Annotated in this window: 23 protein-coding genes, 1 tRNA gene and 1 pseudogene; 10 read left to right on the top strand and 15 right to left on the bottom strand. The window is 38.7% G+C overall.

Going from position 1 to position 23484, the window contains the following annotated elements; genetic code table 11:
• The first annotated feature begins 106 nt into the window (after positions 1-106).
• From rpsB to L2096_RS00115, 3 genes are all read left to right on the top strand, one after another.
• Positions 107-856, top strand: coding sequence for a 30S ribosomal protein S2 (gene rpsB, locus L2096_RS00125; protein WP_004938527.1), 750 nt, complete (start codon positions 107-109; stop codon positions 854-856).
• Positions 857-994: 138 nt separating this feature from the next.
• Positions 995-1870: a translation elongation factor Ts gene (gene tsf / locus L2096_RS00120; RefSeq protein ID WP_004938524.1), complete on the top strand. Its 876-nt coding sequence runs from the start codon at positions 995-997 to the stop codon at positions 1868-1870.
• Between the two features lie 69 nt (positions 1871-1939).
• A complete protein-coding gene (locus L2096_RS00115; protein WP_076032263.1) occupies positions 1940-2404 on the top strand; it encodes a DUF3465 domain-containing protein in 465 nt (154 codons plus the stop codon).
• Positions 2405-2434: 30 nt separating this feature from the next.
• On the opposite strand, the gene L2096_RS00110 is transcribed toward L2096_RS00115, so the two are convergent.
• From L2096_RS00110 to L2096_RS00075, 8 genes are all read right to left on the bottom strand, one after another.
• On the bottom strand, positions 2435-2905 hold the full coding sequence (locus L2096_RS00110) for an Mpo1 family 2-hydroxy fatty acid dioxygenase (RefSeq protein ID WP_250364662.1): 471 nt from the start codon (positions 2903-2905) through the stop codon (positions 2435-2437).
• Between the two features lie 468 nt (positions 2906-3373).
• Entirely contained in the window at positions 3374-3988 is a 615-nt protein-coding gene (locus L2096_RS00105) for a septal ring lytic transglycosylase RlpA family protein (RefSeq protein WP_025094776.1), read from the bottom strand.
• A 281-nt stretch (positions 3989-4269) separates the two neighbouring features.
• Positions 4270-5271: a lytic murein transglycosylase B gene (mltB, locus tag L2096_RS00100; protein ID WP_502801279.1), complete on the bottom strand. Its 1002-nt coding sequence runs from the start codon at positions 5269-5271 to the stop codon at positions 4270-4272.
• A gap of 38 nt (positions 5272-5309) precedes the next feature.
• Complete coding sequence (gene rodA, locus L2096_RS00095; RefSeq protein WP_004938509.1) at positions 5310-6452, bottom strand: rod shape-determining protein RodA; 1143 nt, start codon at positions 6450-6452, stop codon at positions 5310-5312.
• A gap of 123 nt (positions 6453-6575) precedes the next feature.
• Positions 6576-7229, bottom strand: a complete 654-nt coding sequence (locus L2096_RS00090) for a hypothetical protein (RefSeq protein WP_004947971.1) — start codon at positions 7227-7229, stop codon at positions 6576-6578.
• Between the two features lie 22 nt (positions 7230-7251).
• Positions 7252-8067, bottom strand: a complete 816-nt coding sequence (gene queF / locus L2096_RS00085; RefSeq protein WP_151753638.1) for an NADPH-dependent 7-cyano-7-deazaguanine reductase QueF — start codon at positions 8065-8067, stop codon at positions 7252-7254.
• Positions 8064-8837 carry an ABC transporter permease gene (locus L2096_RS00080; RefSeq protein WP_004947963.1) on the bottom strand — a complete coding sequence of 258 codons (774 nt, stop codon included), beginning with the start codon at positions 8835-8837 and terminating at the stop codon, positions 8064-8066. The genes queF and L2096_RS00080 overlap by 4 nt, the downstream gene beginning before the upstream one ends.
• Complete coding sequence (locus L2096_RS00075; protein ID WP_004938498.1) at positions 8834-9778, bottom strand: ABC transporter ATP-binding protein; 945 nt, start codon at positions 9776-9778, stop codon at positions 8834-8836. The genes L2096_RS00080 and L2096_RS00075 overlap by 4 nt, the downstream gene beginning before the upstream one ends.
• A gap of 703 nt (positions 9779-10481) precedes the next feature.
• On the opposite strand from L2096_RS00075, the gene L2096_RS00070 reads away from it, so the two are divergent.
• Positions 10482-10964 (top strand): pyridoxamine 5'-phosphate oxidase family protein, encoded by a 483-nt coding sequence (locus L2096_RS00070; RefSeq protein WP_004947957.1) that lies wholly within the window; start codon positions 10482-10484, stop codon positions 10962-10964.
• Positions 10965-11008: 44 nt separating this feature from the next.
• Here L2096_RS00070 and L2096_RS00065 read toward each other — a convergent pair whose 3' ends face one another.
• Positions 11009-11476: a BLUF domain-containing protein gene (locus L2096_RS00065; protein WP_250364661.1), complete on the bottom strand. Its 468-nt coding sequence runs from the start codon at positions 11474-11476 to the stop codon at positions 11009-11011.
• Positions 11477-11509: 33 nt separating this feature from the next.
• Positions 11510-11962 (bottom strand): BLUF domain-containing protein, encoded by a 453-nt coding sequence (locus tag L2096_RS00060; RefSeq protein WP_004938485.1) that lies wholly within the window; start codon positions 11960-11962, stop codon positions 11510-11512.
• A gap of 1162 nt (positions 11963-13124) precedes the next feature.
• Between L2096_RS00060 and L2096_RS00055 the strand changes: the two are divergent.
• Positions 13125-13994: pseudogene (locus L2096_RS00055) on the top strand (IS982 family transposase).
• Positions 13995-14065: 71 nt separating this feature from the next.
• Here the strand turns inward: L2096_RS00055 and L2096_RS00050 are convergent.
• The 5 genes from L2096_RS00050 to L2096_RS00030 form a co-directional block, all read right to left on the bottom strand.
• Positions 14066-14623, bottom strand: a complete 558-nt coding sequence (locus L2096_RS00050) for a cytochrome b (protein WP_119025988.1) — start codon at positions 14621-14623, stop codon at positions 14066-14068.
• Between the two features lie 226 nt (positions 14624-14849).
• Positions 14850-15497 carry an SOS response-associated peptidase gene (locus L2096_RS00045; protein ID WP_250364660.1) on the bottom strand — a complete coding sequence of 216 codons (648 nt, stop codon included), beginning with the start codon at positions 15495-15497 and terminating at the stop codon, positions 14850-14852.
• A gap of 1 nt (position 15498) precedes the next feature.
• Positions 15499-15813 carry a hypothetical protein gene (locus L2096_RS00040; protein ID WP_213069569.1) on the bottom strand — a complete coding sequence of 105 codons (315 nt, stop codon included), beginning with the start codon at positions 15811-15813 and terminating at the stop codon, positions 15499-15501.
• 361 nt (positions 15814-16174) lie between these two features.
• Positions 16175-16251 (bottom strand) — tRNA-Arg (locus L2096_RS00035).
• Between the two features lie 533 nt (positions 16252-16784).
• A complete protein-coding gene (locus L2096_RS00030; RefSeq protein ID WP_025094770.1) occupies positions 16785-17477 on the bottom strand; it encodes an exonuclease domain-containing protein in 693 nt (230 codons plus the stop codon).
• A 177-nt stretch (positions 17478-17654) separates the two neighbouring features.
• Here L2096_RS00030 and L2096_RS00025 point away from each other — a divergent pair, with 177 nt between their 5' ends.
• From L2096_RS00025 to L2096_RS00005, 5 genes are all read left to right on the top strand, one after another.
• Positions 17655-18878, top strand: a complete 1224-nt coding sequence (locus L2096_RS00025; RefSeq protein WP_250364659.1) for an alpha/beta hydrolase — start codon at positions 17655-17657, stop codon at positions 18876-18878.
• A 155-nt stretch (positions 18879-19033) separates the two neighbouring features.
• Positions 19034-20287, top strand: a complete 1254-nt coding sequence (gene glyA / locus L2096_RS00020; protein ID WP_004938470.1) for a serine hydroxymethyltransferase — start codon at positions 19034-19036, stop codon at positions 20285-20287.
• Between the two features lie 162 nt (positions 20288-20449).
• On the top strand, positions 20450-21241 hold the full coding sequence (locus tag L2096_RS00015) for a tellurium resistance protein (protein ID WP_250364658.1): 792 nt from the start codon (positions 20450-20452) through the stop codon (positions 21239-21241).
• Between the two features lie 32 nt (positions 21242-21273).
• Complete coding sequence (locus tag L2096_RS00010) at positions 21274-22380, top strand: toxic anion resistance protein (protein ID WP_250364811.1); 1107 nt, start codon at positions 21274-21276, stop codon at positions 22378-22380.
• A 25-nt stretch (positions 22381-22405) separates the two neighbouring features.
• The gene (locus tag L2096_RS00005) at positions 22406-23317 is read left to right on the top strand and encodes a hypothetical protein (protein ID WP_104125264.1); all 912 of its coding nucleotides are present in this window, start codon (positions 22406-22408) and stop codon (positions 23315-23317) included.
• Positions 23318-23484: the final 167 nt, after the last annotated feature.

Genomic DNA, 23484 nt, shown 5'->3' with positions numbered 1-23484 from the left:
AAATAGGAAAAAATCCGCACATATGTCGTCACATTACTCTGGGTGCCTAGCAATAGGTGGAGAATGCGGACATATGGAGGCCTAACCCAACTTTAAGGTAAAGAAAATGGCAGATTACAACGTAAGCATGCGCGACCTTCTTCAAGCAGGCGCGCACTTTGGTCACCAAACTCGTTTCTGGAACCCAAAAATGCGTCAATACATTTTTGGCGCACGCAACAAAATTCACATCATCAACCTTGAGCACACTGTTCCTGCGTTAAATGATGCTTTGAACTTCGCTAACCAATTAGCAAGCAAAAAGAACAAAGTTTTGTTCGTTGGTACTAAACGTGCTGCTTCTAACATCATCCGTGAACAAGCTCAACGCGCTGGTCAACCATATGTAGATCACCGTTGGTTAGGTGGTATGTTGACGAACTGGAAAACACTTCGCCAATCTATCAGCCGTTTGAAAGATCTTCAAACTCAATCTCAAGATGGTACTTTTGCTAAGCTGACTAAGCGTGAAGCATTAGAGCGTAGCCGTGAGATGGAGAAACTTGAGCGTTCTTTAGGCGGTGTTAAAAACATGGGTGGTTTACCTGACGCATTATTTGTAATCGACGTTGATCACGAAGCGATTGCAATTAAAGAAGCTAAAAACCTTGGTATTCCTGTAATTGGTATCGTTGATACAAACTCTAACCCAGACAACGTAGACTACGTTATCCCGGGTAACGATGATGCGATTCGTGCAGTAACTTTATATGCTTCAGCTATGGCTGATGCAATTCTTGCTGGTAAAGAATACGCGCAATCTCAAGCGAATGCTCAAGCTAAAGGCGAAGAAGCAGCAGCTGCTTCTGAGGCTTAATGCGTTTGACGCCTGATTGTCATTTTTGCGACATGTAAGGGTGGCAAATTAAGCGTCGAAAAAAAGCAAACGGCCCAGAGTTTCCTTGGGCCGTTTTTGTTCAAAGATTTACTTTTTCTACCTATTTAGGAGAACAACATGACTGCAATTTCTGCAAGCATGGTAAAAGAATTACGTGACCGTACTGGTCTTGCAATGATGGAATGCAAAAAAGCATTAACAGAAGCGAATGGCGATATCGAGCTTGCGATTGATAACCTTCGTAAATCTGGTCAAGCAAAAGCAGCGAAAAAAGCAGGTAACATTGCAGCTGATGGCGCGATCACAATCGTTCAAGACGGTAACAAAGCAGCATTGGTAGAAGTAAACTGTCAAACTGACTTCGTTGCAAAAGACGAAAACTTCTCTAACTTCTCTAATGCGGTTGCAAAAGCAATTCTTGCTTCAGGTGTAACTGAAGCTGAAAAAATTGCTGAACTTAAATTGGAAGACGGTCAATCAGTTGAAGAAGCGCGTATTGCTCTTGTTCAAAAAATTGGTGAAAACATCCAAGTTCGTCGTGCGAAAATTGTTGAAGGTCAAAACCTTGCAGTTTACAAACACGGTCTTCGTATCGGTGTTGTTGTATCATTTACAGGTAGCGCAGAAACTGGTAAAGGTATTGCAATGCACGTTGCAGCGTTCAATCCAGTTGCGGTAAGTGCTGATGCAGTACCAGCAGATCTAGTTGCAAAAGAGAAAGAAATTGCTGAAGCAAAAGCAATTGAATCTGGCAAACCTGCAAATATCGTAGAAAAAATGGTATCTGGTTCAGTAGATAAATACTTGAACGAAGTTGCACTTGATCGTCAAATGTATGTAATCGACAATGACAAGAAAGTTGCTGATGTACTTAAAGCAACTGAAACGACTATTGTTGAATTTGTACGTTTCGAAGTGGGTGAAGGTATTGAGAAAAAAGCAGAAATGAGCTTCGCTGAAGAAGTTGCTGCTGCTCAAGCCGCTGCAAAATAATTACTTATTTTGTAAAAAAAAGCCCCTAAATTAGGGGCTTTTTTTTAGACAAAAATGGATATTTCAAAAATGAAAAAAATAAATACCTACATCGTTGTGGCTGTTATCGCCTTTTTGCTGGTGTATTTTTTTGTTTTAAACCAACGTGAGCCTCATGTTGCATCACAAATTCAAACATCGCAAGTCACTACTCAAGATTTTAACAACGATGCAATCAAATTGGCTTTCGAGCAGAAAAAAAGCAATGTTCAGGTACAAGGAGCAGGGCAGGTCAAAGCCGTTTTGCCTGACGATAATCAAGGGTCACGGCACCAGAAATTTATCTTAAGATTGGAAAATGGACAAACGGTACTTATTGCACATAACATCGACTTATCGCCGCGTTTACAGGGCTTGCAAAAAGGTGATCGTGTAGAGTTTTATGGTGAATATGAGTACACGCCAAAAGGCGGTGTTATACACTGGACGCATCGTGACCCGAAAGGCAGGCACTTAAATGGCTGGCTAAAATTTAATGGAAGCATCTATCAGTAATGAAGAGATGCTTCCAGCGAAACATTTAAGTCATTCATTAAATGCCGAGAGTGTGTGTTGATTTAATTGTTGTTTACTTTTCCAGCTGGGTAAAATTTTAGCCAAGTAGGCATCCATGCACCAGAGCGGACCAATCAACAGAAATTGTACATCTTTTAAAAAGGAAGGTTTTTTGCCTTCAACCTTATGGCCGTAGAATTGCCCAATCCATGCCACAATAAAAACACCAACATAAAACCCCATGCCAACAGGCAATACATAGATCAGCCATGCCATGACAGCAACCAGAGCCGCCATTGCCACGGCAAGGACTAAGTCTAGTCGAGCATAAAATATCAGTGAAAGTACAATCAGGAGTGCGGTCAGTAATGCACTAAAATGGTAAATCAAACCAATAATTGAAAACAAAATTGCAGGTACGCACACCCAATGAATTTTTTTATTGGTTTGGTTTTGATGGCTTTGGCTGTATTCGTCAAACCATTCCGTAATGGTTTTCATGTGGATCATCCTTGTTTTATTTATTCCTTTATTTAACGAATATAAAACACAATATGCATGCGGTCAAAACAGATTTTTGACTCGGGCGGACAAATCTAAAAAATGTAAAATTCATCGCCAAAAACGTTTAAAACAATTGGAAAAACCATTTTGAGCAAAAGTGACCTTAAAACTTTCTCGAATTTGCCTTATAAGCTCGCGTTAAACCGCATCTTTAAACATTTTTGCTACTAGGGTAGCTTTGGAGGGGTTTTGTTGTATAGCACGCGAATCAGAGCAAATTAAGACCAAGCTACAATTTGGTTAGTTTTTGTGTTTAAAAAGTGATCGTTTCGTAAAATTGCATTGTGAACCACGGCTAATCATTTTAACTTAAACATTCACACATCAGAACAAGAATGTATCGAACAAAAATAAAGAAACCACCGAATGGTGGCCTCTTTATTGCAAAAGTGAAGGAGCTAAAGCTTATGAATTTGGACCATCAACACGCTCAATACTTACTTTGCCTGTACCCGCATTCGCGAGTCCAATGCGTTTAGCTGCTGCGTAAGATAAATCTACGACTCGATTGCCATGAAATGGACCTCGATCGTTGACTTTAACCACGACACTTTTGCCGTTGTCTTTATTGGTCACGCGAATGTAGCAATTCAGCGGCAGACTACGGTGTGCTGCAGTAAGCTCATTCATGTCAAAAGTTTCACCGTTAGCCGTTTTACGACCATGAAACTGACGACCATACCAAGATGCGATACCAGTCTGGCTAAATTTACGAACAGTGTTCGATGCTACAGAATTTAATTTTTCAATCACTGAAGGCTCTTCTTCAGGGATCTCGATTTTAGCCGCGATAGTTTGACGACGGATTTTGTCACCCGAACTTTCGGTGATTGAAAGACTATTTAAATTAGAGAAATGGGAATTGAAGTTGTTCTGCGAATCTTTATTCAAGACGCGAGCAGCCAAACTTGAACCGTCTGCATCGCCATTAAGAGATGATGCGGGAACCATTTCTGCTTGTGACTGGATAACTGCCAGTCCAATACTGAGTGCTAAAGCGTACTTTAACGTTAACTGCATTACTTAAACTCCTAGAGACAATTCACAAGGCTTAGCAAGTAGCCAAAATAATGTGAACAGCCTAATTTATTCACTTTTGCAATTGCTTTATGGAGGGGGATGATATTCATCGGCTTTGCAGAGTGTCTAGTGTTTGAAGTAAAAAAGTTACAAAAAGGACAAAATCTCACAAAAAATGAGCAAAAAATAACCTAAATTGTAACATTAAGTTTAAAATGGCTATTTAGTGCTCTTTTTAACAAAAATATTTATTGACTTTTATATATTTTTAAAAAATTCCATCATCTACTGGCGACTTCGGTACCCAATAACCAAACCGCTGTGGCATACATTCTGCTGCGGTTATAGGTCGTAATGACTTGAAAATTTGGATAGGTAATATAGTACATAGGACCATAATTTTCTTGTAATTGTATAACGTTGACCAAGTCAAGATCATCGATTTTCACAATCGGATTTAGCGGCGTAACACCTTGCGTTTTGAGTGCGCCATAAGGGGTAGGCTGGGTCAGATCCTTTGCAATAATTGTATCTGGCGTATTACCTGTATAACGTGCGGCAAATCCAATAGGTTGATTTCGTTGCCAGCCATTTTGAGCAAGGTAATTTGCAATTGATGCAATTGCATCTTCAGCAGAATTGCGTAGGTCAATATGTCCGCTTGCATCGTAATCAACACCAAACTTGGTAATGTTGCTTGGCATAAATTGAGGATAACCAATTGCACCCGCATAAGAACCCAAGATACTGTTGGTTGGGTAGCCTTCTTTATATGTCCAAGCGATCAAAGCACCTAATTCATCACTAAAATAATCTGCTCGGCGAGGGTAACCAAAAGCTAGAGTCGCAAGTGCGTCACGCGTGATAAACGAGCCTTTGTTTGCGCCATAGCCTGTTTCGACCCCTAAGATACCTAAGATAATCGATTGCGGCACACCAAATTGCTGTTCTGCGCGGTTTAAAACATCTGCATACTGATTTTTAAAACGCACGCCACGCTGAATAGTACCTTCGCTCAAAAACATGGCTTTATAGTCATACCATGGCTTACTTTCACCAGGACGTGTCATGATGTTTAAAATATTGGGAAGATTTTTGGCGCCTGACATCGCATTGTCGACTTGCTCTGCAGTCAGACCATAAGTGGCCATGGTTTTTTGCTTAAAGCTTGGATAATTTGGATCAGTGATAAAGTCGTTCGCCTGAGAGCAGCTGGCAGTAAGAAAAAAACTGCCGAGAAGTAAAAAACGTCTAAATGGTTGCTTCACTACCATGTTCAACATAGTATTATAAATTCCTGAATTAAAATAAAAAAATATAATTATCGATGGGTGTGGATCGACATAACCAGTCCAAAAGTCGCCATCAGGGTAATAATTGCGGTGCCGCCATAGCTCATAAACGGAAGCGGTACACCCACTACGGGTAAAATACCACTAACCATGCCAGCATTTACAAATACATAAACAAAAAAGGACAAACCTAACGACCCTGCAACAAGGCGGCCGTAGTTATGAAAGCACTGTAATCCAATTTGGAATGTTCTAAAAATAATTGCAAAATACAGCAGCACTAAAATGGTGACACCAATCAAACCAAATTCTTCGGAGTAGGCTGCAATAATAAAATCGGTATGACCCTCAGGTAAAAAGTGTAAATGTGATTGTGTACCTTCTAAAAAGCCTTTACCTGAAAATCCACCTGAACCAATAGCTGTTTTTGATTGAATAATATTCCAGCCTGTACCGAGTGCATCTGCCTCGGGGTTCAAGAGTGTGAGTACACGTTGTCGCTGATAATCATGTAATAAAAATTCCCACGCAATTGGGATTAAAAGTCCTGCGCCAGCAACAGCAGCACCAATGAGTTTCCAAGAGAGCCCGCTTAAAAACAACACAAATAACCCACTGGCCAATACCAGTAAAGATGTACCCAAGTCAGGTTGTTCTGCAATTAAAAGAAATGGAATTCCAACCAAAAGCATGGTGATCATGACATTGGGAACGCTCGGCGGAAGCGGTTTACGCGATAAAAACCACGCCACCATCATTGGCATACCGATTTTCATGAACTCACTGGGTTGTACACTTCCGAAACCGGGAATATCAATCCAGCGCTGTGCACCCATGCGAATTTCACCAAATACCATTACAGCAATCAGTGAAAAGAGGCCAAACAGATAAAAATAAGGAGAAAATGCTTGATAAACCTTCGGTGGAATTTGTGCGAGCGTCAACATGACAATAAAGCCAATTCCAAAGCTCATGGCTTGCTTAGAGACTAACCCGATATCTTGTGCAGAGGCACTATATAAGACAGTCAGCCCAAGACAGGCATTTAAAATCAGAAAAGAACATAACCAAGGATCAATATGTAATCTTTGCCATTTGGATGGAAGCATTGCTGTGCTTAAGCCATCGCGCGGCGCCTGGCGTAGAAATTTGTATTGAGAGCTTGGAGACATAAGGTTTTACAAAGGAATAATCAATGCATGGCGCATGCTAACATATCCCTTAATTTAGGCAATCTATATCCATATTTTGCAATAAAAAAACCTGGAAAAATCCAGGTTTTTTTGCGCTATGTTTTAGTTGCTAAAAAATAACGTATCATGATACTCAGCGAGCGCTTTTAACTCTAAACGATTTAGATTTGGAATCAGCTTATCGATGGCGATATGAACGGCTTTGGTCACTGCGGCAGCGCCAATATCTGCAGCCTTGCGTTTGATCATGCCTAAATCCAGTGTTTTATTAAATTCAATCATAAAATGACGGATCGTGGCATCTGCAAATTGCTTATAAAGTTCAGCCAGTGCTTGCTTGTCGACAGCATTACCTGCTTGAATTTCGGCAAAACTATGCTTCAGATTTGTGACCAAACCTGGATCAAGCGACTCACCGACTTTATATTCTCCTTCAGCAGTTTTAAATAAACTACGTTCGGAAAACTCGATGGACTGTTTTACAACATCATTGGGCGCTTTGCTTAAAAGTTGTTTGAGCAAAACGGCAACGGTTGATTTGACATAGCCTGCCAATTTTTCAGCGGTTTCACGCTTATCGCTCTCTGGAAAGCGACGAACAAGTTCGATTAAAAGCGCATCAATAATTTCATCATTGATTTGTAGGGCTACCTGATCGCGTAATGGATACAGTGGCTCACTTGAGTTCTTTTTTTCGATACCTGTCTGAATATTTTTAAGCAATGCTTCAGATGGAGTAAAACCAAAAAATGGCATGTCTGATCCTCAATTATTGATTTTATTGTCGGGCCAATCGAATAGGGCTTGGCATCCATGACAAGTCAGATACACGACACGGATTAATGTCTAAACCACCGCGTCGCGTATAGGTTGCGTACACCATCAGTTTTTCAGGCTTTAAGTTTTGCCATATGTCGGCGTACATCTGCTCGACGCATTGCTCATGAAAGCCATTGTGCTGACGATAAGAAATAATATACGCGAGAATACTGTTATAACAAGGCTTAATACCTTGATAACGAATGAAAACTGTTCCCCAATCCGGCTGTCCAGTCACAGGACAATTACTGCGTAATAGATGTGAATATAAATTCACTTCGATTTGTGACTGGTCATCAGCATCTAGCGCAAGCAAGCTTGCATCCGGATGTGACTCCAAGCGTGCTGGTTTGAATTGATCGATACAGATTCCAGACGGTTGGCTGATCTCGAGCGCATCTACATCAAACAACTCAAAGCCGACCTTTGCATTGGCAGCTTGACTCAAATCTTTTTCAACAAGGTCAATCAGTGCTGCTTTAGACACAAAATGATGAAAGTTTAGACTATTAAAGTATAACTTTAATGATTTTGACTCGATCAGATTTTCAGAGGTTGCGGGAAGGGTAATCCGTCCAATTGCAACTTGTGGAATCCCGTCTTGATTGAGCCAAGAAAGCTCAAAAACATGCCACCAATCTTTGCCCTGAGAAACACCAGTAATGTTTGCATATTGTTCACGTGAAGATGAACGTGAAATAGGAAACAAAATGCCGGGTTCATAAGTTGTTGGATATTCTGTTTCTTTACCTAAAAGAGATTTTTCTACACTCATTCACGCATTCCTGAACCACGAGAAAGTAAATAATACGCTACGCCATATAAAAGAACGCAGCACACGGTCACCACAATCAGTGACAATGAAACGTTGACATCGCTCTGACCCAAAATGCCATAGCGAAATGCATTGACCATATACACAATTGGATTGATCAACGATAATTTTTGCCAAAATGGCCCCAAAGCACTAATGGCGTAGAATACGCCACCTAAATACGTTAAAGGGGTAAGAACAAAAGTGGGAATAATCGAGATATCATCAAACGATTTGGCATATACGGCATTGATGAATCCACCCAAAGCGAACAAAAAGGATGTGACCAAGACGGTATAAATAGTCACAAACCAGTTATGTATATAAAGGTCGGTAAAAAATAGGCTCATCATGGTCACAATAATGCCCACCAAAACCCCACGAAACACGCCTCCAACCACATAGCCCCACAAAATGAGGTGTAAAGGTACCGGGCTCATGATCAGTTCTTCAATGCTTTTTTGAAACTTAGCACTAAAAAAGCTTGACGAAACATTTGCATAACTGTTGGTAATGATAGCCATCATGATCAGACCCGGCACAATAAACTGCATGTAGCTGAATCCACCCATTTGACCGACACGAGAACCGACCAGATTACCAAAGATAATAAAGTACAGGCTCATTGTGATGGCAGGTGGGAGCAGTGTTTGAGGCCAAATCCGCATGAAACGACGAATTTCTTTACGTACTAAGGTACCGAAGGCTGTACAGAGCTGACTAAAATTCATTGTGCCGCTCCTTGTTGCTCTAGATTTTTTTCGACCATACGTACAAATAATTCTTCGAGTCGGTTGGACTTATTACGCATACTGCGGACTTGAATGCCTTGTGCTTCTAAAAGCTGAAACAAATCATTCATGCTGTGTGCTTTATCTAGTGTCACTTCAAGTGTCAGCGGATCGATCAAATTAAAGCGCACCCCAATAATGTTAAGGTCATTCGATAGCTCAACTGGTTCTGCCAGATCAAAAATAAAAGACTCTTCACTTAACTGATTTAAGAAGCTTTTCATCGTGGTGTCTTCTTTAATCACGCCCCGATCAATAATTGCAATGCGGCGACATAACATTTCGGCTTCTTCAAGATAATGCGTGGTTAAAATGATTGAAGTACCGGCGTTATTCATCTCGACTAGAAAATCCCACATCGAACGGCGCAACTCGATATCGACACCTGCGGTAGGTTCATCGAGGATCAGTAACTTTGGTTCGTGCATCATGGCTCTAGCAATCATTAGTCGACGCTTCATACCGCCAGAAAGCATTCTGGCTTGCATGTTGCGCTTTTCCCAAAGCCCTAATTTTTCGAGATACAATTCTGCGCGCTGCTCGGCAAGTTTTTTAGGGATGCCGTAATAACCAGCCTGTGTCACCAGAATATCGAAGGTCTTTTCAAAATGGCCAAAATTAAACTCTTGTGGCACAACACCTAAGCATTGTTTTGCACGGGAAGGTTGCTTGTCTAAATCATGGCCAAAAATATTGACCTCACCAGCACTTTTTTTTGTTAAGGAACTGATGATACTGATGGTGGTCGATTTTCCAGCACCGTTTGGACCTAGAAGCGCATAAAATTCACCTTCCGGAACAGTTAGGTTGATTCCTTTTAAGGCTTGAAATCCATTACGATAAGTTTTGGACAAATCACGTAATATCAAGGCATCAGTCATGAAACGCTCACACTTAATTTAATAGTACTATTTTGAGTGATATCGAAAAATAAACCAAGTGATAAGATGGGATTGAGCGGAACGAAATATAGAACGCTGAAAAAACAGACATACTATGTGATGTGTAATATAGTTATTTAGCATGATGCTTTTTAAAATTGTTAAGTAAAACGAAACAATAAGCATAAAATAGGATACATTATGTATTATAAGAAATATAAAAAAACACTTATGATATATTGGAACGTGTGATCTAGAAGCACTTTGGCATAAACTATTAGATGACAAAAGGCTTAAGTTGATAAATTAAGATAGAGTTATGAATAATCGACACGTTACTTTACAGGATAAATATTCGAACATTCACCATCTTATGCGAGTGAAAGACCTTATTGTAGATCCAATCAAGAAAACTGAAACGTGTCAGTGGTTATGGATTTATAAAACAACATCGGAGTTTTTTCCTTTCGAGTTATGGACCCAACTTGATCGTGTTCAAGTGAATGAAAAATTAGTTTATAAGGATCTTACCTTTAAGGTTATTCACATTGACGATGAAGATCATCCGCTATTCTCTTGAACTGATGCGAAATTAACATGAACTGAAGATTGTGTATCGAAATACAACACACCATGAACAGGATGAAATTTAAATATCTGAATAAATAGGCCATATTGATATTTTTACATTGAAGAAAATATCATGGATAACACTTTAAACGATTACGAAAAAATTGAAAAACTGATCCAGCATAGTCGAATCGTGATGGTTACTTTTACCAATCATGACGGACACTTACATAGTGCGCCTATGACCAGACAAAATAAAACATTTGACGGTAATGTATTTTTCATCGGAGCCAAACACTCTGAATTAGTTCAAAGTATTACATCACAGCCAGAAGTTAACCTTGCTTATTCGGGTAGTGATTCTTTTGTATCCATCAGTGGTAAGGCGCAGTGTATTAATGATCCACAGTTGCTTGAAGAACTCTGGTCGCCTGCTTATCAAATCTTCTTTAAAGAAGGTTTACACGATCCTGATATTCAACTGATTCAAGTCACATGCCATGGTGCGCAATATTGGGAAGGGGATGGAAAACTTGTGACGTTATTTAAGCTTGCCAAAGCTTCAGTTACGGGAGAGCAAGACAATCTGGGTGAATCGAAATCTATGCGATTATAAGCCATTGATCTGTTAATTGTATAAGCGCCGTAGAGATGGGCTTTTTACAGGTAAGGGTTAATTCCTCGCTGATGAAGCCCCACCTTGCGGCGCAGCTTAGTTTGCTCTTCTTGCAGCAACTCATTCACAAATTGGGGTAGAACATCCTCATTCAACATGGAGGGGTGAAAACCATCTGCATTGAGCTGTTGGAAAAAAAGGTCAATTTTAGAGCTTTTTTGAACATATTTCATCGACCATTTTTTAAAATAAATTCTTTTAATTTCAATGGCTTCAAACACATTAATTTCATGGTGACGAGGGTCTTGCATTATGCGTTGCATAAGATCGTTTAAGATTTCCTCTTCACCTTCAAGGCACTGGAAAAATGCATTATTGGCATAATACAGTACACCATAAATTTGGTGCTTTGCATTGAAATCACGAGCCTTACTTAAAATATCATTCAGATCTTCAATCAAATCGCCAGCATCCACTGGTCGTATGCTGGAGTAGCACAGTCTTATTTTCATTAACTACGTCCTGCTATTGAGAATAAATCGAAATCAAATTTTAGGATGATGATACTGGTTTGCCAACGTGTGCGGTTCTTCACTTAAAAGCTGGATGAATGACGGTATTGTTGAGTCAGACAAAAGATAAGGGTTAAATTCATCTAGATGGGTCTGTTGGAAAAAATCAGCTAACCGTTTATTTACAGGTGCAAACTTCATGCTCCAATGTTTAAAAAGGCGCTGTTGCATCGATTCACGATATAGAATTTCACAATTTTGATGTCGGGAATCTTTGAGAATATGTTGATAAAAAAGCGTATCGATTTTCGATTGTTCACCTTCTAGGCACTGCACAAAGTAACCATATCCGTAATATAGTACACCTGTTATTTCATTTCTAGAATTAAAATCAACAGCAGTGTTTAAAATATCAATCAGATCTTGCTTTAATTCTGGGTGTAGATGACTTGCTTTACTTGCGTACAAGATTCTAACCATTTCCATGACATTTTCCAAAGCTAACAATAAGGTTTTTAGTGGGTAATGGCACTGGTACTTCGCCCACGTGTGGTAAAACAAGAAATGTAAGGTGTGCATTGGTCTTTATGTGATAAGCCGCACACAATACATAGTTTTAATCGACAAAGCCACTTCTTTCATAAGGAATTTTCCGATTCATGTATATTATAAACTAAATCACTGTTTTATAAGTAAAAAAATATAAAATAAAATGTTTCTAATTACAGGTGGTTTTATATGTTTTTGTAAATATATAATGAAAAATTTACCAAATGGTATACATAAGATTTTGAATTTATTGAAATATAATTTATTTTTAAAAATTGATGTTGTATAAAAAATAGACAAATGTAAGCTATTTCTCACAATCATGTAAGCTATGGATTATTTTAAGTTTGCGTAAGTTATCTATACTCAGTTCGTACATTATCTTGTTCATTTTTTCCATAGAAAAATGAATAATAACTTAAACACCTTTATAATAATTTTATAAAGAATAAAAGAATAAGATTAGGGGACTTACGAGTTAGATAATGTATAGCGTGTTTCCTCCTCCTTAGCATACACCTTCCTAAGGAGGAGGAAATTTTTATTTTCATTCGAAAAGGTCATCAAAATGCAGATTGTTAAAAATATCTTTATATCATTTGTGTATATGATGATTGTTTCTATTTTAATTGTAATATTTTACCGAATTGGTATTCATAAATATGTCAATATTACCGTAAGTGCCATTATCTTTGGTTTACTAACTTTCTTCTATTTTAAGACTATTGTTTCATCATTGCTTTGTCATTTATTTTATTATGGTATGTTGTTTTACTTGAGTCAGACGCTTGATGTTTTAATGATGCTTTTAATTTCTATAAGTACAATGATCGTCATGAAAATATATTTAATCGGGTGGAGTAAGTTTGATACTTATATTAAAGAAAATCAGATATATAGAAATTAAATTAATCTATATAAATAAGGAATGAAAATAGAATTTAGATTATGGTCTTTATGTTTTATATTTTTTCTATAAAATATTTTATATAGCTATAATTTTATCTAACCCGAATCTCGGATAAGCAATTGACTTGAAAAAGAGAAGGACTAGAGCCATCAGTTGAGTTACCACACCAAACTTAAAGCTCTAGTCCTTATGATTGATAGTACCGAATTATTCTGCATAATTGATGATTTCTTTCTAAAATTTGAATCAATCTATTGGAATTTCTTAAAGCAGAACTTTCGATGCTTAAGAGTTCGCCCTGCTCAGCTCAGTATTTCTGAAATTACCTTTATTGCAATTTGGTATAAGTGCTCTCATTTCAATAATTTCAAAGCATTCTTTACAGCGTTAAAATATAACAATAGCCATCTATTTAAACATCTATCGTGTTATCAACGCATGATTCATCTGATGAATACACATCAACTGGCTTTACATGCCCTACATTTTGCTTTGATGAAAGATCAGCAAAGCAATTATTTATGGATTGATTCAACCATATTACCTGTCTGAAAAAATCAGCGAATACAACGTCATAAGTCTTTATCGGCTATTGCAACACGTTGAAAAAGCTCAATGGGTTGGTTCTTTGGCTGTAAGCTGTATTTGCTAATGAATCAATCAGGTGGGATAGTAAATACGATTTTATCTAATGGGCATACAGCAGATATCAAAATGGTGGAGCAACTAGTCAAAGGAATGACTGCCAAATTGTATGCTGATCGCGGCTATATTAGTCATAAGCTTAAGAGCAGGCTTAAAGATCAAGATATTGATTTGATGACCTATCATCGTAAAAACATGCAAGCGATTAAATTATCAAAAGCGGATAACTACCAATTAAAACAACGTAATAAAATAGAAACATTATTCAGCTTGCTAAAAGGGACATACAACTTAGTCACGAGCAAAGCACGGAGTATTACAGGTTATTTGACAGGCGTTTATGCGTCTTTGTGCGCTTATCAACTTTGTCATCAAAATAAGCCAATGATTCGTATTATGGAAACATCGGCTTAAACATGATTCGGGTTAAGTAAAACTATCTCGCTAATTTTATTTTGATTTAACAAGAGTCTGAAAATAATATTTTAGTCATTTGGCTGACTTGTCATACTTCTCAACACATCATCTTTGTCAATAAAGTGATGTTTAAGTGCTGCTAATATGTGACCTACAATAAGTAAACTCGCAAACCAAGAAACGTAAACATGAATAGTATGTGCAAACTCACTCAATTCAGGATTCGGTTGAACTAGACGCGGAATTTCAAAAAGATATAGAACTGGCGCCGGATGTCCTGCTGTCCAACTATATAAACAACCCGTAATAGGTAAAGCAATAAGCATTAAATATAAAGCTAAATGTGCAAAATGAGCAAAACGTTTCATTGCAAATGACATTGTATCTGGAAGTTTTGGTGTTGGGTGAGTGAATCGCCAGCAAATACGTATTACAATTAAGAAAATAAGAGTTGTTGCAATATTTTTATGCAAATCAATCATATTTCCTCTTAAGTCTCCTTTAGTTTCCCAACTCAAAAAGTTACCACTATAAAAACCGATGATCCATGCAGAGATAAAAATAAGGGCCATAATCCAATGAAGCCATTGTGCTGTCCTAGTATAATATTTTTTTTGGGATTCCATAGGAAAAGTCCAACCAAATTAAGGATTGATCATAGTATTTTCTTGAGAAAATAACAGCTCAAATATATAACACAGTGTTCTTAATTTGCATCAATCAAAAAAATGTAACTTTAGAATGCCACACTAACTCGAATTGTGATTAAACAATGAAATTTAAAATTAAAGAGCTAGAGTAATAATAAGATCATACGCACTAGGCACATTCGTGAGGATTAATTTTTGTCACTCAAAGGATGTGCGGTCGGAAATTCTTCATATCAGATTTAGGCATTGCATCGAATTCATCGATAGGCATATCAAAAAAGAATTCTTTGGCATCTTGGTGATCGCAGTTTAGCCATGATTCTCTAAGATCAGGCGGGATAATGATTACAGATCGCTTTTCATCCTCAGGCTTGTGAAATTGTTTCATGAATGGATGATGATCCGCATTAATCGTAAGCATAGACATTGATCGCACTTGCTTTCCATCGATCAAAGCATTCTCGTAAATGGCCGCAACGGTAAAAGGTTGATGATCTTTCCGGTAAATTCCCCAACGCTCAGCCTTGCCATCATCTGTATAGCGTGGTTCAAAAATGGTTTGTACAGGAATCAATGCAAACTGACTTTTGGCCCATGCATTTCTAAATGATGGTTTTTCATGAACAGTCTCTGTACGGGCATTGTATGTGTTACGACAGATTTTTAGATCCTTCGCCCATTTCGGCACAAGACCAAACTTTACTTCACGCCATTCAATAGTATCGCCAGTACTAAAGATGAGAGGGCAGTCATAACCCGGATAGATATCCGCTTTGTAATCGAAAGTCGGTTCAAACAATCCGAGCTGGATTGCTTGAGAGCGTTTTATAGGTTCATAGTTTGCGCACATACTATCCATTTACATCGCATTTTGAGTTATGATTTTTGAAGTTATCTAAGTATTCTCGAGATTTAAGAAAAAGGGTTTTAGCATCTGGTTGTTGTAATAATTTTGGATATCGAGATGAATATACAGCAATAAGCTTAGTAGCATCAGCAAGAAAGTCACATTGAGCTTGAAGTTGATCAGTTAATCTTTGCTCAAATTTAAGTTTATCAGAATGATAGGAGTTTAAAATAGCAACTTGAGTCTTCATTCTTTTATCAAACACCTCATTTGAAGTTTTTCTATAATCATTATTATCATCAAATGATACATAGTCCATATCAAAGCCTTCCCAGCCCAAGTGATTTTTGGGTGTATATATAGTTACTTGAGCATATGCTGAAACTACAAAAGCATACTAAAGAAAAAAATATTAGATATTTAATAACTTTAGTCATTAATAATTCCAGCTATGTCTGAAAAAACTTAGTCTAATCTACATCATATTTAATGATTTAAGTTAATTTCAAAATGATGCTTGAGCGGTAAAAATATGATGTGTAATACTTTTACCGCTATTTTTACTGTATTGTTTGCGGTAATTCATGAGGAAAGATGAGACTTAGTGAGGCGTTTAATTTTTTAGATGTTATATTTATCAAGGCTTTTGAGACTTCTTGATACTCGGTGATACTTAAATCTGGTGCGCTCGGCGGGGATCGAACCCACGACCCCAGGCTTCGGAAACCTGTACTCTATCCAACTGAGCTACGAGCGCATGCGAAGCACATCATAGGCAAAAAAAGGCCTGGGGTAAAGTGACTCATACACAGAAGTTTTTCTTATGTTTATTAAATCATCAATTGTAAGCAATTGATCTTTATTGGCGTATAAATAAAAAGAGCCCATCGAGATGGGCTAAAGGGCTAAATCTTGCATATCCATAAGAATTATAAATATGCATATTTTGAAAATTCATAGCATCATACTAAGAATTTCATTAAATGTTTCTTCGTCTTTAGTCGTAGTTCGATTATTTTTTAGACGTGCCAGTCGTCATCTAATAGCTTGGTTTTAATTTTTAAAATAAAAATCATAAAAAACAATATCTTAAAATTATACTAAAATTAAAATTGTTGAGTGGCTTTAGTACATCTATGCAAAAATAGCATAGATGTACTTAGACAAACCGCATCTAAATCAAACTCAAGATCGAGTTTTTAAAACTTATATAGTTATAAGGTCTATCAGTTATCAGTAATAGACCTTAAATATATAACTTGTTTTTTATAAAATCTGGCAGGATTTCACTTATGAAATGGCCTTGGTTTCCAAGGCTTTTTTAAGATAAGGATCGAGTTCATCCTGACGTAGTAGCCATTGCACATAATCGTGTGGTAAATCCTTGATTGCAGTGCCACGGTGTTTACCAAAGTTAATTTGTTCAGGAATCCGTGCCTCTTCCGAGGCGACATAAAGGGCGTCGATATTTGAAATATTTAAATGATGTACGATATGCATCAGTATATTGGCTGTCAGAATAATATCTGCATCGGCACGATGGGCACCTTTAAGCATTTCTCGTGCTTTTATACTGCCTTTTGAGATTAGATAAATCAACGCAGAGATATTGTGTGCCTCAGCTTGTGGCCACACTTTACGCGCAAGTGCCAATGTGCAAATTGCCTTAATCTGTGAGGTATCGACACCACATCTCGCAATTGCATTGATATCGTAATCGACATTATGTCCAATAATGTATTGTGTTTGCTTAGGTAAAGAAAAGGTCGTGAAATGCGGTTGATGTTCTAGATCAGATTCTAGAATATGATGAACGGCCATTGAAGCATATGAAATCGGTTCATCTACACTATAAAGTTGATCAAATAGCTCACTCTTGTCGAGCGTTAATTTACCTTCAAAGATTTCTACAGGCGCATAAGCAATTTCAATTGGATTACCATTTAACTGATGCGTTTCGGTATCTAAAATAATGGCGTTCATATTGCTCAGTAAGCTGACAGGTGATTTGTCAATTTATCATTCTCTTGTAATCAGGCAAAGCCTTTAAAAGGTGGTTTGATCAACCTGCAAGCGATGCTTGTGAACCGCTAACTTTTCCGCTATGTTTAAACAGAAAATAAATACAATCAGCAAAGAAGCTTAAAGGACAAAGCAACAATGAAAAAACATCTCATGGTTTTAACCACACTCAGTGCCTGTATTTTTCTAGGCGCCTGTAATGATAGTAGTGACTCCGATTCATCAAGCTCATCAAGTAATGTGCCTGAAAATAATATTCAGAATCCTGTTGTAGGAATACCTGCAGCATATACTCAATCTGGTATGGATCAGGTTGCTGGTGAAAGTGTGGTCATGACTTACAAAATGCTCGGAATAAGTGGGCAAGAAGTATTGGCAACATCACTGGTTTTCACACCAAAAGGTACACCACCAAGTGCAGGTTGGCCAATTGTGGCTTGGGCACATGGAACGACAGGTGTGGCTGATATTTGTGCGCCAAGTCGTAATGTTATGGATGAAAATGTAAAAACCATGATCACTCAGTTGTTGGCGCAGGGTTATGTTGTTGTAGCACCAGATTATGAAGGATTGGGAGAGCCGAATGGTAAAGAAATTCATCCTTTCTTAAATGTAAAAAGTGAAGCGTATTCAATTACCGATGCGGTTGTAGCAGCAAAAAGCTATTTGGGAGCAAAAGCTGCCACAAGATGGGTCGCAGTGGGGCACTCGCAAGGTGGACAGGCCGCGCTCGGGGCAGCACAATATGCGTCGCGTGCAAAGCTGACCTATAAAGGTACAATCGCTGTAGCACCAGCATCAAATCTGGATCTTATTTTAAACGCCGGGGAGCTTTCAGCTGCAAACCAGCCTGTAGCTGTCCAAATTCCAACATATACCAATTTAGATACTTACACAGCCTTAATTACTGCCGGACTGCGCAATCCAAATCCGTCCTTGCAATACAGTCAAATTTTTAAAAGCCCTTCAGATAAAATTGCCGCTCAAGCAGAAAGTGTCTGTGCGCCAGCCTTGGCACAATCATTTGCAGTAGGATTAACTGAGTATTCCAATAAGAATAACAATACGCTAGTCGGCTATGGTCGTACTCAGGATGGTTTCCTTAATTTGCCTGTAGTGAAAAATTTTACCAGTACAGATGGGCAACCACTAACAGTTAAAGTTTCAACGCCTATTAAGATTTATCAGGGGCAGGCCGATACTACGGTGCCATTTATTGCAACCAACAAGCTTGTTACGGAAGCAAAATTAGCCGGTACGAATATCAACTTTATTACCAATCCGACTTGGACACACGGCAGTGCGTATAGCTTGAATATCTCCAATATTGTCACCGACGTAAATACTTTGTTTACCCAGTAAGTTAATCTTTTTATGGCAAAATGGCTGATCCGCGCAGGATGAGCCATTTTTATGCATAACTGAGCAACTTCGCCCTGCTTAAACTCAAACTTCATGATACAATAGCGTCCAATCTTAGCACGGCTTAAAAGCCCTACTACATAGGACCCTCGCTAATGTTTGCCAACATTTCTCTTTCTGAATTTGATCCAGAATTGGCCAAAGCAATTGAAGCTGAAGATGCGCGCCAGGAAGCGCATATTGAGTTAATTGCATCTGAAAACTATTGCTCTCCTGCGGTGATGGAAGCGCAAGGATCAAAGCTTACCAATAAATATGCAGAAGGTTATCCGGGCAAACGCTATTACGGCGGCTGCGAATATGTAGATGTAATCGAACAACTTGCAATTGACCGTGCAAAAGCGCTTTTTGGTGCTGACTATGCAAACGTTCAACCGCATGCTGGTTCACAAGCAAATGCTGCGGTATATCTTGCACTTTTAAATGCAGGCGATACGGTTTTGGGTATGAGCCTTGCACACGGTGGTCACTTGACTCACGGTGCAAAAGTTAACTTCTCTGGTAAAACTTACAATGCTGTACAGTACGGTTTAAATCCAGAAACTGGTGAAATCGATTACGACGAAGTTGAGCGTTTGGCACTTGAGCACAAGCCACGTATGATCGTTGCTGGTTTCTCTGCTTATAGCCGTATTGTCGACTGGCAGCGTTTCCGTGATATCGCGGATCAAGTGGGTGCATATCTATTTGTTGATATGGCACACATCGCTGGTTTGGTTGCAGCTGGTGTGTATCCAAACCCAGTTCAAATTGCGGACGTTACTACAACAACGACTCACAAAACACTTCGTGGCCCACGTTCTGGCTTGATCTTGGCGAAAGCAAATGAAGAAATCGAGAAGAAACTTCAGTCTGCTGTATTCCCAGGCAATCAAGGCGGTCCGCTTGTACACGCTATTGCTGCAAAAGCAATCTGCTTTAAAGAAGCAATGACGCCTGAATTTAAAACGTATCAACAACAAGTTGTGAAAAACGCGCAAGCTATGGCAGATGTCTTAATTGCGCGCGGTTACGACATCGTATCGGGTGGTACAAACAACCACTTGTTCTTGTTGTCACTTATCAAACAAGACATCACTGGTAAAGAAGCTGATGCATGGTTAGGCGCTGCCAACATCACCGTTAACAAAAACGCTGTACCAAACGATCCGCGTTCACCATTTGTGACTTCTGGTATCCGTATTGGTACTCCAGCGGTAACTACGCGTGGTTTTGGTGAGTCTGAAACGCGTGAATTGGCGGGCTGGATTGCTGATGTACTTGATAGCAAAGGCGACGAAAGCGTGATCGCTGAAGTAAAAGCAAAAGTTGAAGCAGTGTGTGCGAAGTTCCCAGTTTATGCGAACTAAGTCATACTGAAAAAAAGACCTCCCATCCGGGAGGTTTTTTTATATCGGTTTTTGGAGTGTGTAAAAAATGTTTAACATAAATCCATCATCTTGCTAAGTTTATCATCTAGGTGTTTACTTAAAATCATCCTATGATGGTATTCATCAGTTCAATTCATGGTTATGGCTCAGTTGAATGCATTAATTCCGCTTGATCAGATTGATACAGACCCAAAACAGGTCTTGGCGATCAAACGTATGGATCTTGTGCCACTACTCGACAATCCGTACCGACTAAATCACTATGCCGATCAGCTGATTCAAGCTCAGGCTGTATTGCTGAACCAAATCTCGCCTGAACTTACGCATGATTTAAGTCGTGTGATTTCTCATTTGATTGATAAATTATCTAAATCTGACAAGGTCATTAAGAAAAAATCTTTTAATCGTTTACAAAAATGGTTTGGCGTAGACATCGAGCATGATCAGACACAACTCAATTATTTGCATGGATTAGATGCATTAATCGAGCAGGCGGATCGATTGAGTCAGCAGCTTGCAGTCGAAATTCAAAAATCACAATCACGAATTCAACAGTTACTTGGTCTGCGCGAACAAATGGCACTTTATATCGTGGCTGCACAAGAATTTTTGGGTGAATATCCTGCTTTTGTCCGCCATCAGCATCCACTCGATCACTTTTCAGAGCGGCTATCAAAAAAAATCAATAGTTTGCAAACACTACAAGCCAGTAATGATCTTGCCATCACGCAAATGTTTTTAACCCAACAGCTCTCGTTTGGTTTGCTTGATCGTTTTAAAGAAGCTCAGCAGGTACTGATTCCGGCTTGGCAATATCATTTGAAACAAAGTATGCAAAACAGCTCGGCACTTGAATTGCAAAAACTTGATCATAGCCGCGAAAGTTTATTAACTATTTTAAGACAATCATTAGAAAAGAGGGTAGAACCATGACGCAGTTCGAGTCAGACCAACAGCCGAATGTGATGAAATCCGACACTGCTCTCACGCAGCATGAATTTGATGGATTGGATTTAAAAGCGCTAGGTTTACAGCCAGAGGATTTTATTCATGTGCAGGATGCTCATCGTGAGCTTGCAGATTTAAATCACGCTACTGTAGCCGAATATGGTAAAGACATTGCCAGCGTAACCTCTGCATATACGGACGAGCTTTTACACTTGGTGCGTAGTAAGGATCTCGATGAAACGGGTAAGAAATTGAACGAAGTGGTACACGTGGCCAAACAGCTCAACACTTCAAGTATTTTAAATAAACCTAAAACCTCGACCATTCCATTGATTGGCGGACTTCTAAATCGTATGAAGGGCGCAAAACAAAGCTTTGATCAAAACTTTGTCAATACCAAAGAGCAGATTGATGGTTTGGTTAAAGAGATCGAGACCACGCAAATCGGCTTAAAAACTCGAGTGAATACTCTCGATAAAATGTTTACAGCTGTACAAGATGAACACAAACAACTCGGGGTTTTGGTTGCAGCAGGAAAAATCAAGCAGCAACAATTACAAGCACAAATTCAGAAATTAACCGAAGATTCCAATGCTCAGCAGCATACTCAGGCCATTTACGATTTAAATCATTTATCCAATAATCTTGAAAAGCGTGTGAGTGATTTACAAGTATTGCAGCAATCCGCCATGCAGACATTGCCTATGATCCGGATTATTCAATCGAATAACTTAATGCTAGTGGATAAATTTTATGCCATAAAAAACATTACATTACCCGCTTGGAAAAATCAGATTAGCTTGGCAATTTCCTTGCAAGAGCAACAAAACAGTGTGCAGCTTGCCAAACATATTGATGATGCCACCAATGAACTTTTACGACGTAATGCAGAATTACTACATCAAAATTCAATTGACACCGCGAAGGCCAATCAACGGTCTGTTATTGATATTGAAACACTTGAGCACGTTCAAAATACGCTGATTAAAACGGTCAATGATGTGATTCAGATTCAAAAAGAGGGCATGCAAAAGCGCGATGAAGCTACCGTTCGTTTACGTGCATTACAAGATAATTTGCAGCAACTGGTGATTGATTCAAGTCGCACCAAAACAGAAACTTGATTGAAATACGCTTTGGGAGAAAACATTGCCATCGGTCAAACATTACCCCATTCACCCCGAAGATATCCAAGCTCGTCTTGTCAATTTGAAAAAAAGACAGCGAGGCTTAAGTGTATTCGGGATTGCTGCACTCAGTGTATGTGCACTTGCGGTATTGTTTTCATTTACACTTCAGCCCGTCATTTATGGCTTTTTTGATTTGAGTACACAAATCAAGCAGCTTCATATTCCAGCGGGATTTGAGGGACAATTGTTTGTCGATGAGCAACCCGATTATTTAATAACCTTATTGTCATGGTTGGGGTGGTTGATACTCAAACTTACGGTGAGTTTTTTTGGTGCTTTTATTTTTGTACGCCTACTTAAAAAATTCCGTTTTTTTAAAGTCCGATTTAAATCTTTGATTTTACGCTTTGTGGCATGGCTTATTGGATGGATTTTGATTTGGTCTGGCTTAACCTTTCTCCAATATCATCAGCAAAGTGATGAGGCGCAAGCGTATGCTGAGTTGGTTCAATATGATCAGCGCATTCAGACCAGTCCGATTTTTCAATATTTACAACAAGCCCATTCTCCTCAACCCGTCAAAGATTATTTACTTGCGCAAACTGCGCTTTTACATCGTCCCATAGACAAGGATGCTGCTGTATCCTACACCAGTAGTCTGATTCGTGCCGAACGCACTGATCCACATTTTTTTGAATACGGCCTCAAACGCGAGCAATTGTGGACCATTCAGCATCAAGTTTACGGAAAAAGCATCACACCGATGGCGCAAAGTATCGATGCGCAAGCACGTCAAGCAGCACGTATCAGTGAGGTCACTCAGCGATTGAGCTGGGGATTAAGCTTTGTGGCGTTTTTGGCTGGGGCAATACTTTATGGCTTAAATGTAAACCTTAAAGCTCGTATTCGGCGGATTGAAGCTCGATTTTAGTCTTTATTCAAAAAACCGATTGTATTGATAAAAACATACCGTTTCACCTATCAATGCATTTATCTTATTCTTCTCAACAAGTTAAATTATTTACTCCTTTGGAGCTGTTAGGCATGTTAGACCAAAATATCAAGACTCAACTTAAAACTTACCTAGAACGCTTAGAA

The sequence above is a fragment of the Acinetobacter sp. ACZLY 512 genome (assembly GCF_023614015.1).
Lineage (GTDB): Bacteria > Pseudomonadota > Gammaproteobacteria > Pseudomonadales > Moraxellaceae > Acinetobacter > Acinetobacter soli.
The sequence above is the reverse complement of the archived record's forward strand: the minus strand, read 5'-3'. Positions and strand labels throughout refer to the sequence as shown.

What these genes read in the sequence shown, in the direction of transcription:
- rpsB (WP_004938527.1), top strand. Translation starts at nt 107, where the DNA reads ATGGCAGATTACAACGTAAGCATGCGCGACCTTCTTCAAGCAGGCGCG.
- L2096_RS00050 (WP_119025988.1), bottom strand. Translation starts at nt 14,623, where the DNA reads ATGGAATCCCAAAAAAAATATTATACTAGGACAGCACAATGGCTTCAT.
- tsf (WP_004938524.1), top strand. Translation starts at nt 995, where the DNA reads ATGACTGCAATTTCTGCAAGCATGGTAAAAGAATTACGTGACCGTACT.
- L2096_RS00025 (WP_250364659.1), top strand. Translation starts at nt 17,655, where the DNA reads ATGAAAAAACATCTCATGGTTTTAACCACACTCAGTGCCTGTATTTTT.
- L2096_RS00090 (WP_004947971.1), bottom strand. Translation starts at nt 7,229, where the DNA reads ATGCCATTTTTTGGTTTTACTCCATCTGAAGCATTGCTTAAAAATATT.
- L2096_RS00080 (WP_004947963.1), bottom strand. Translation starts at nt 8,837, where the DNA reads ATGAATTTTAGTCAGCTCTGTACAGCCTTCGGTACCTTAGTACGTAAA.
- L2096_RS00040 (WP_213069569.1), bottom strand. Translation starts at nt 15,813, where the DNA reads ATGGACTATGTATCATTTGATGATAATAATGATTATAGAAAAACTTCA.
- L2096_RS00010 (WP_250364811.1), top strand. Translation starts at nt 21,274, where the DNA reads ATGAAATCCGACACTGCTCTCACGCAGCATGAATTTGATGGATTGGAT.
- L2096_RS00045 (WP_250364660.1), bottom strand. Translation starts at nt 15,497, where the DNA reads ATGTGCGCAAACTATGAACCTATAAAACGCTCTCAAGCAATCCAGCTC.
- L2096_RS00075 (WP_004938498.1), bottom strand. Translation starts at nt 9,778, where the DNA reads ATGACTGATGCCTTGATATTACGTGATTTGTCCAAAACTTATCGTAAT.
- L2096_RS00015 (WP_250364658.1), top strand. Translation starts at nt 20,450, where the DNA reads ATGGCTCAGTTGAATGCATTAATTCCGCTTGATCAGATTGATACAGAC.
- glyA (WP_004938470.1), top strand. Translation starts at nt 19,034, where the DNA reads ATGTTTGCCAACATTTCTCTTTCTGAATTTGATCCAGAATTGGCCAAA.
- mltB (WP_502801279.1), bottom strand. Translation starts at nt 5,271, where the DNA reads ATGTTGAACATGGTAGTGAAGCAACCATTTAGACGTTTTTTACTTCTC.
- L2096_RS00105 (WP_025094776.1), bottom strand. Translation starts at nt 3,988, where the DNA reads ATGCAGTTAACGTTAAAGTACGCTTTAGCACTCAGTATTGGACTGGCA.
- L2096_RS00060 (WP_004938485.1), bottom strand. Translation starts at nt 11,962, where the DNA reads ATGGAAATGGTTAGAATCTTGTACGCAAGTAAAGCAAGTCATCTACAC.
- L2096_RS00070 (WP_004947957.1), top strand. Translation starts at nt 10,482, where the DNA reads ATGGATAACACTTTAAACGATTACGAAAAAATTGAAAAACTGATCCAG.
- L2096_RS00115 (WP_076032263.1), top strand. Translation starts at nt 1,940, where the DNA reads ATGAAAAAAATAAATACCTACATCGTTGTGGCTGTTATCGCCTTTTTG.
- rodA (WP_004938509.1), bottom strand. Translation starts at nt 6,452, where the DNA reads ATGTCTCCAAGCTCTCAATACAAATTTCTACGCCAGGCGCCGCGCGAT.
- L2096_RS00030 (WP_025094770.1), bottom strand. Translation starts at nt 17,477, where the DNA reads ATGAACGCCATTATTTTAGATACCGAAACGCATCAGTTAAATGGTAAT.
- L2096_RS00110 (WP_250364662.1), bottom strand. Translation starts at nt 2,905, where the DNA reads ATGAAAACCATTACGGAATGGTTTGACGAATACAGCCAAAGCCATCAA.
- L2096_RS00065 (WP_250364661.1), bottom strand. Translation starts at nt 11,476, where the DNA reads ATGAAAATAAGACTGTGCTACTCCAGCATACGACCAGTGGATGCTGGC.
- queF (WP_151753638.1), bottom strand. Translation starts at nt 8,067, where the DNA reads ATGAGTGTAGAAAAATCTCTTTTAGGTAAAGAAACAGAATATCCAACA.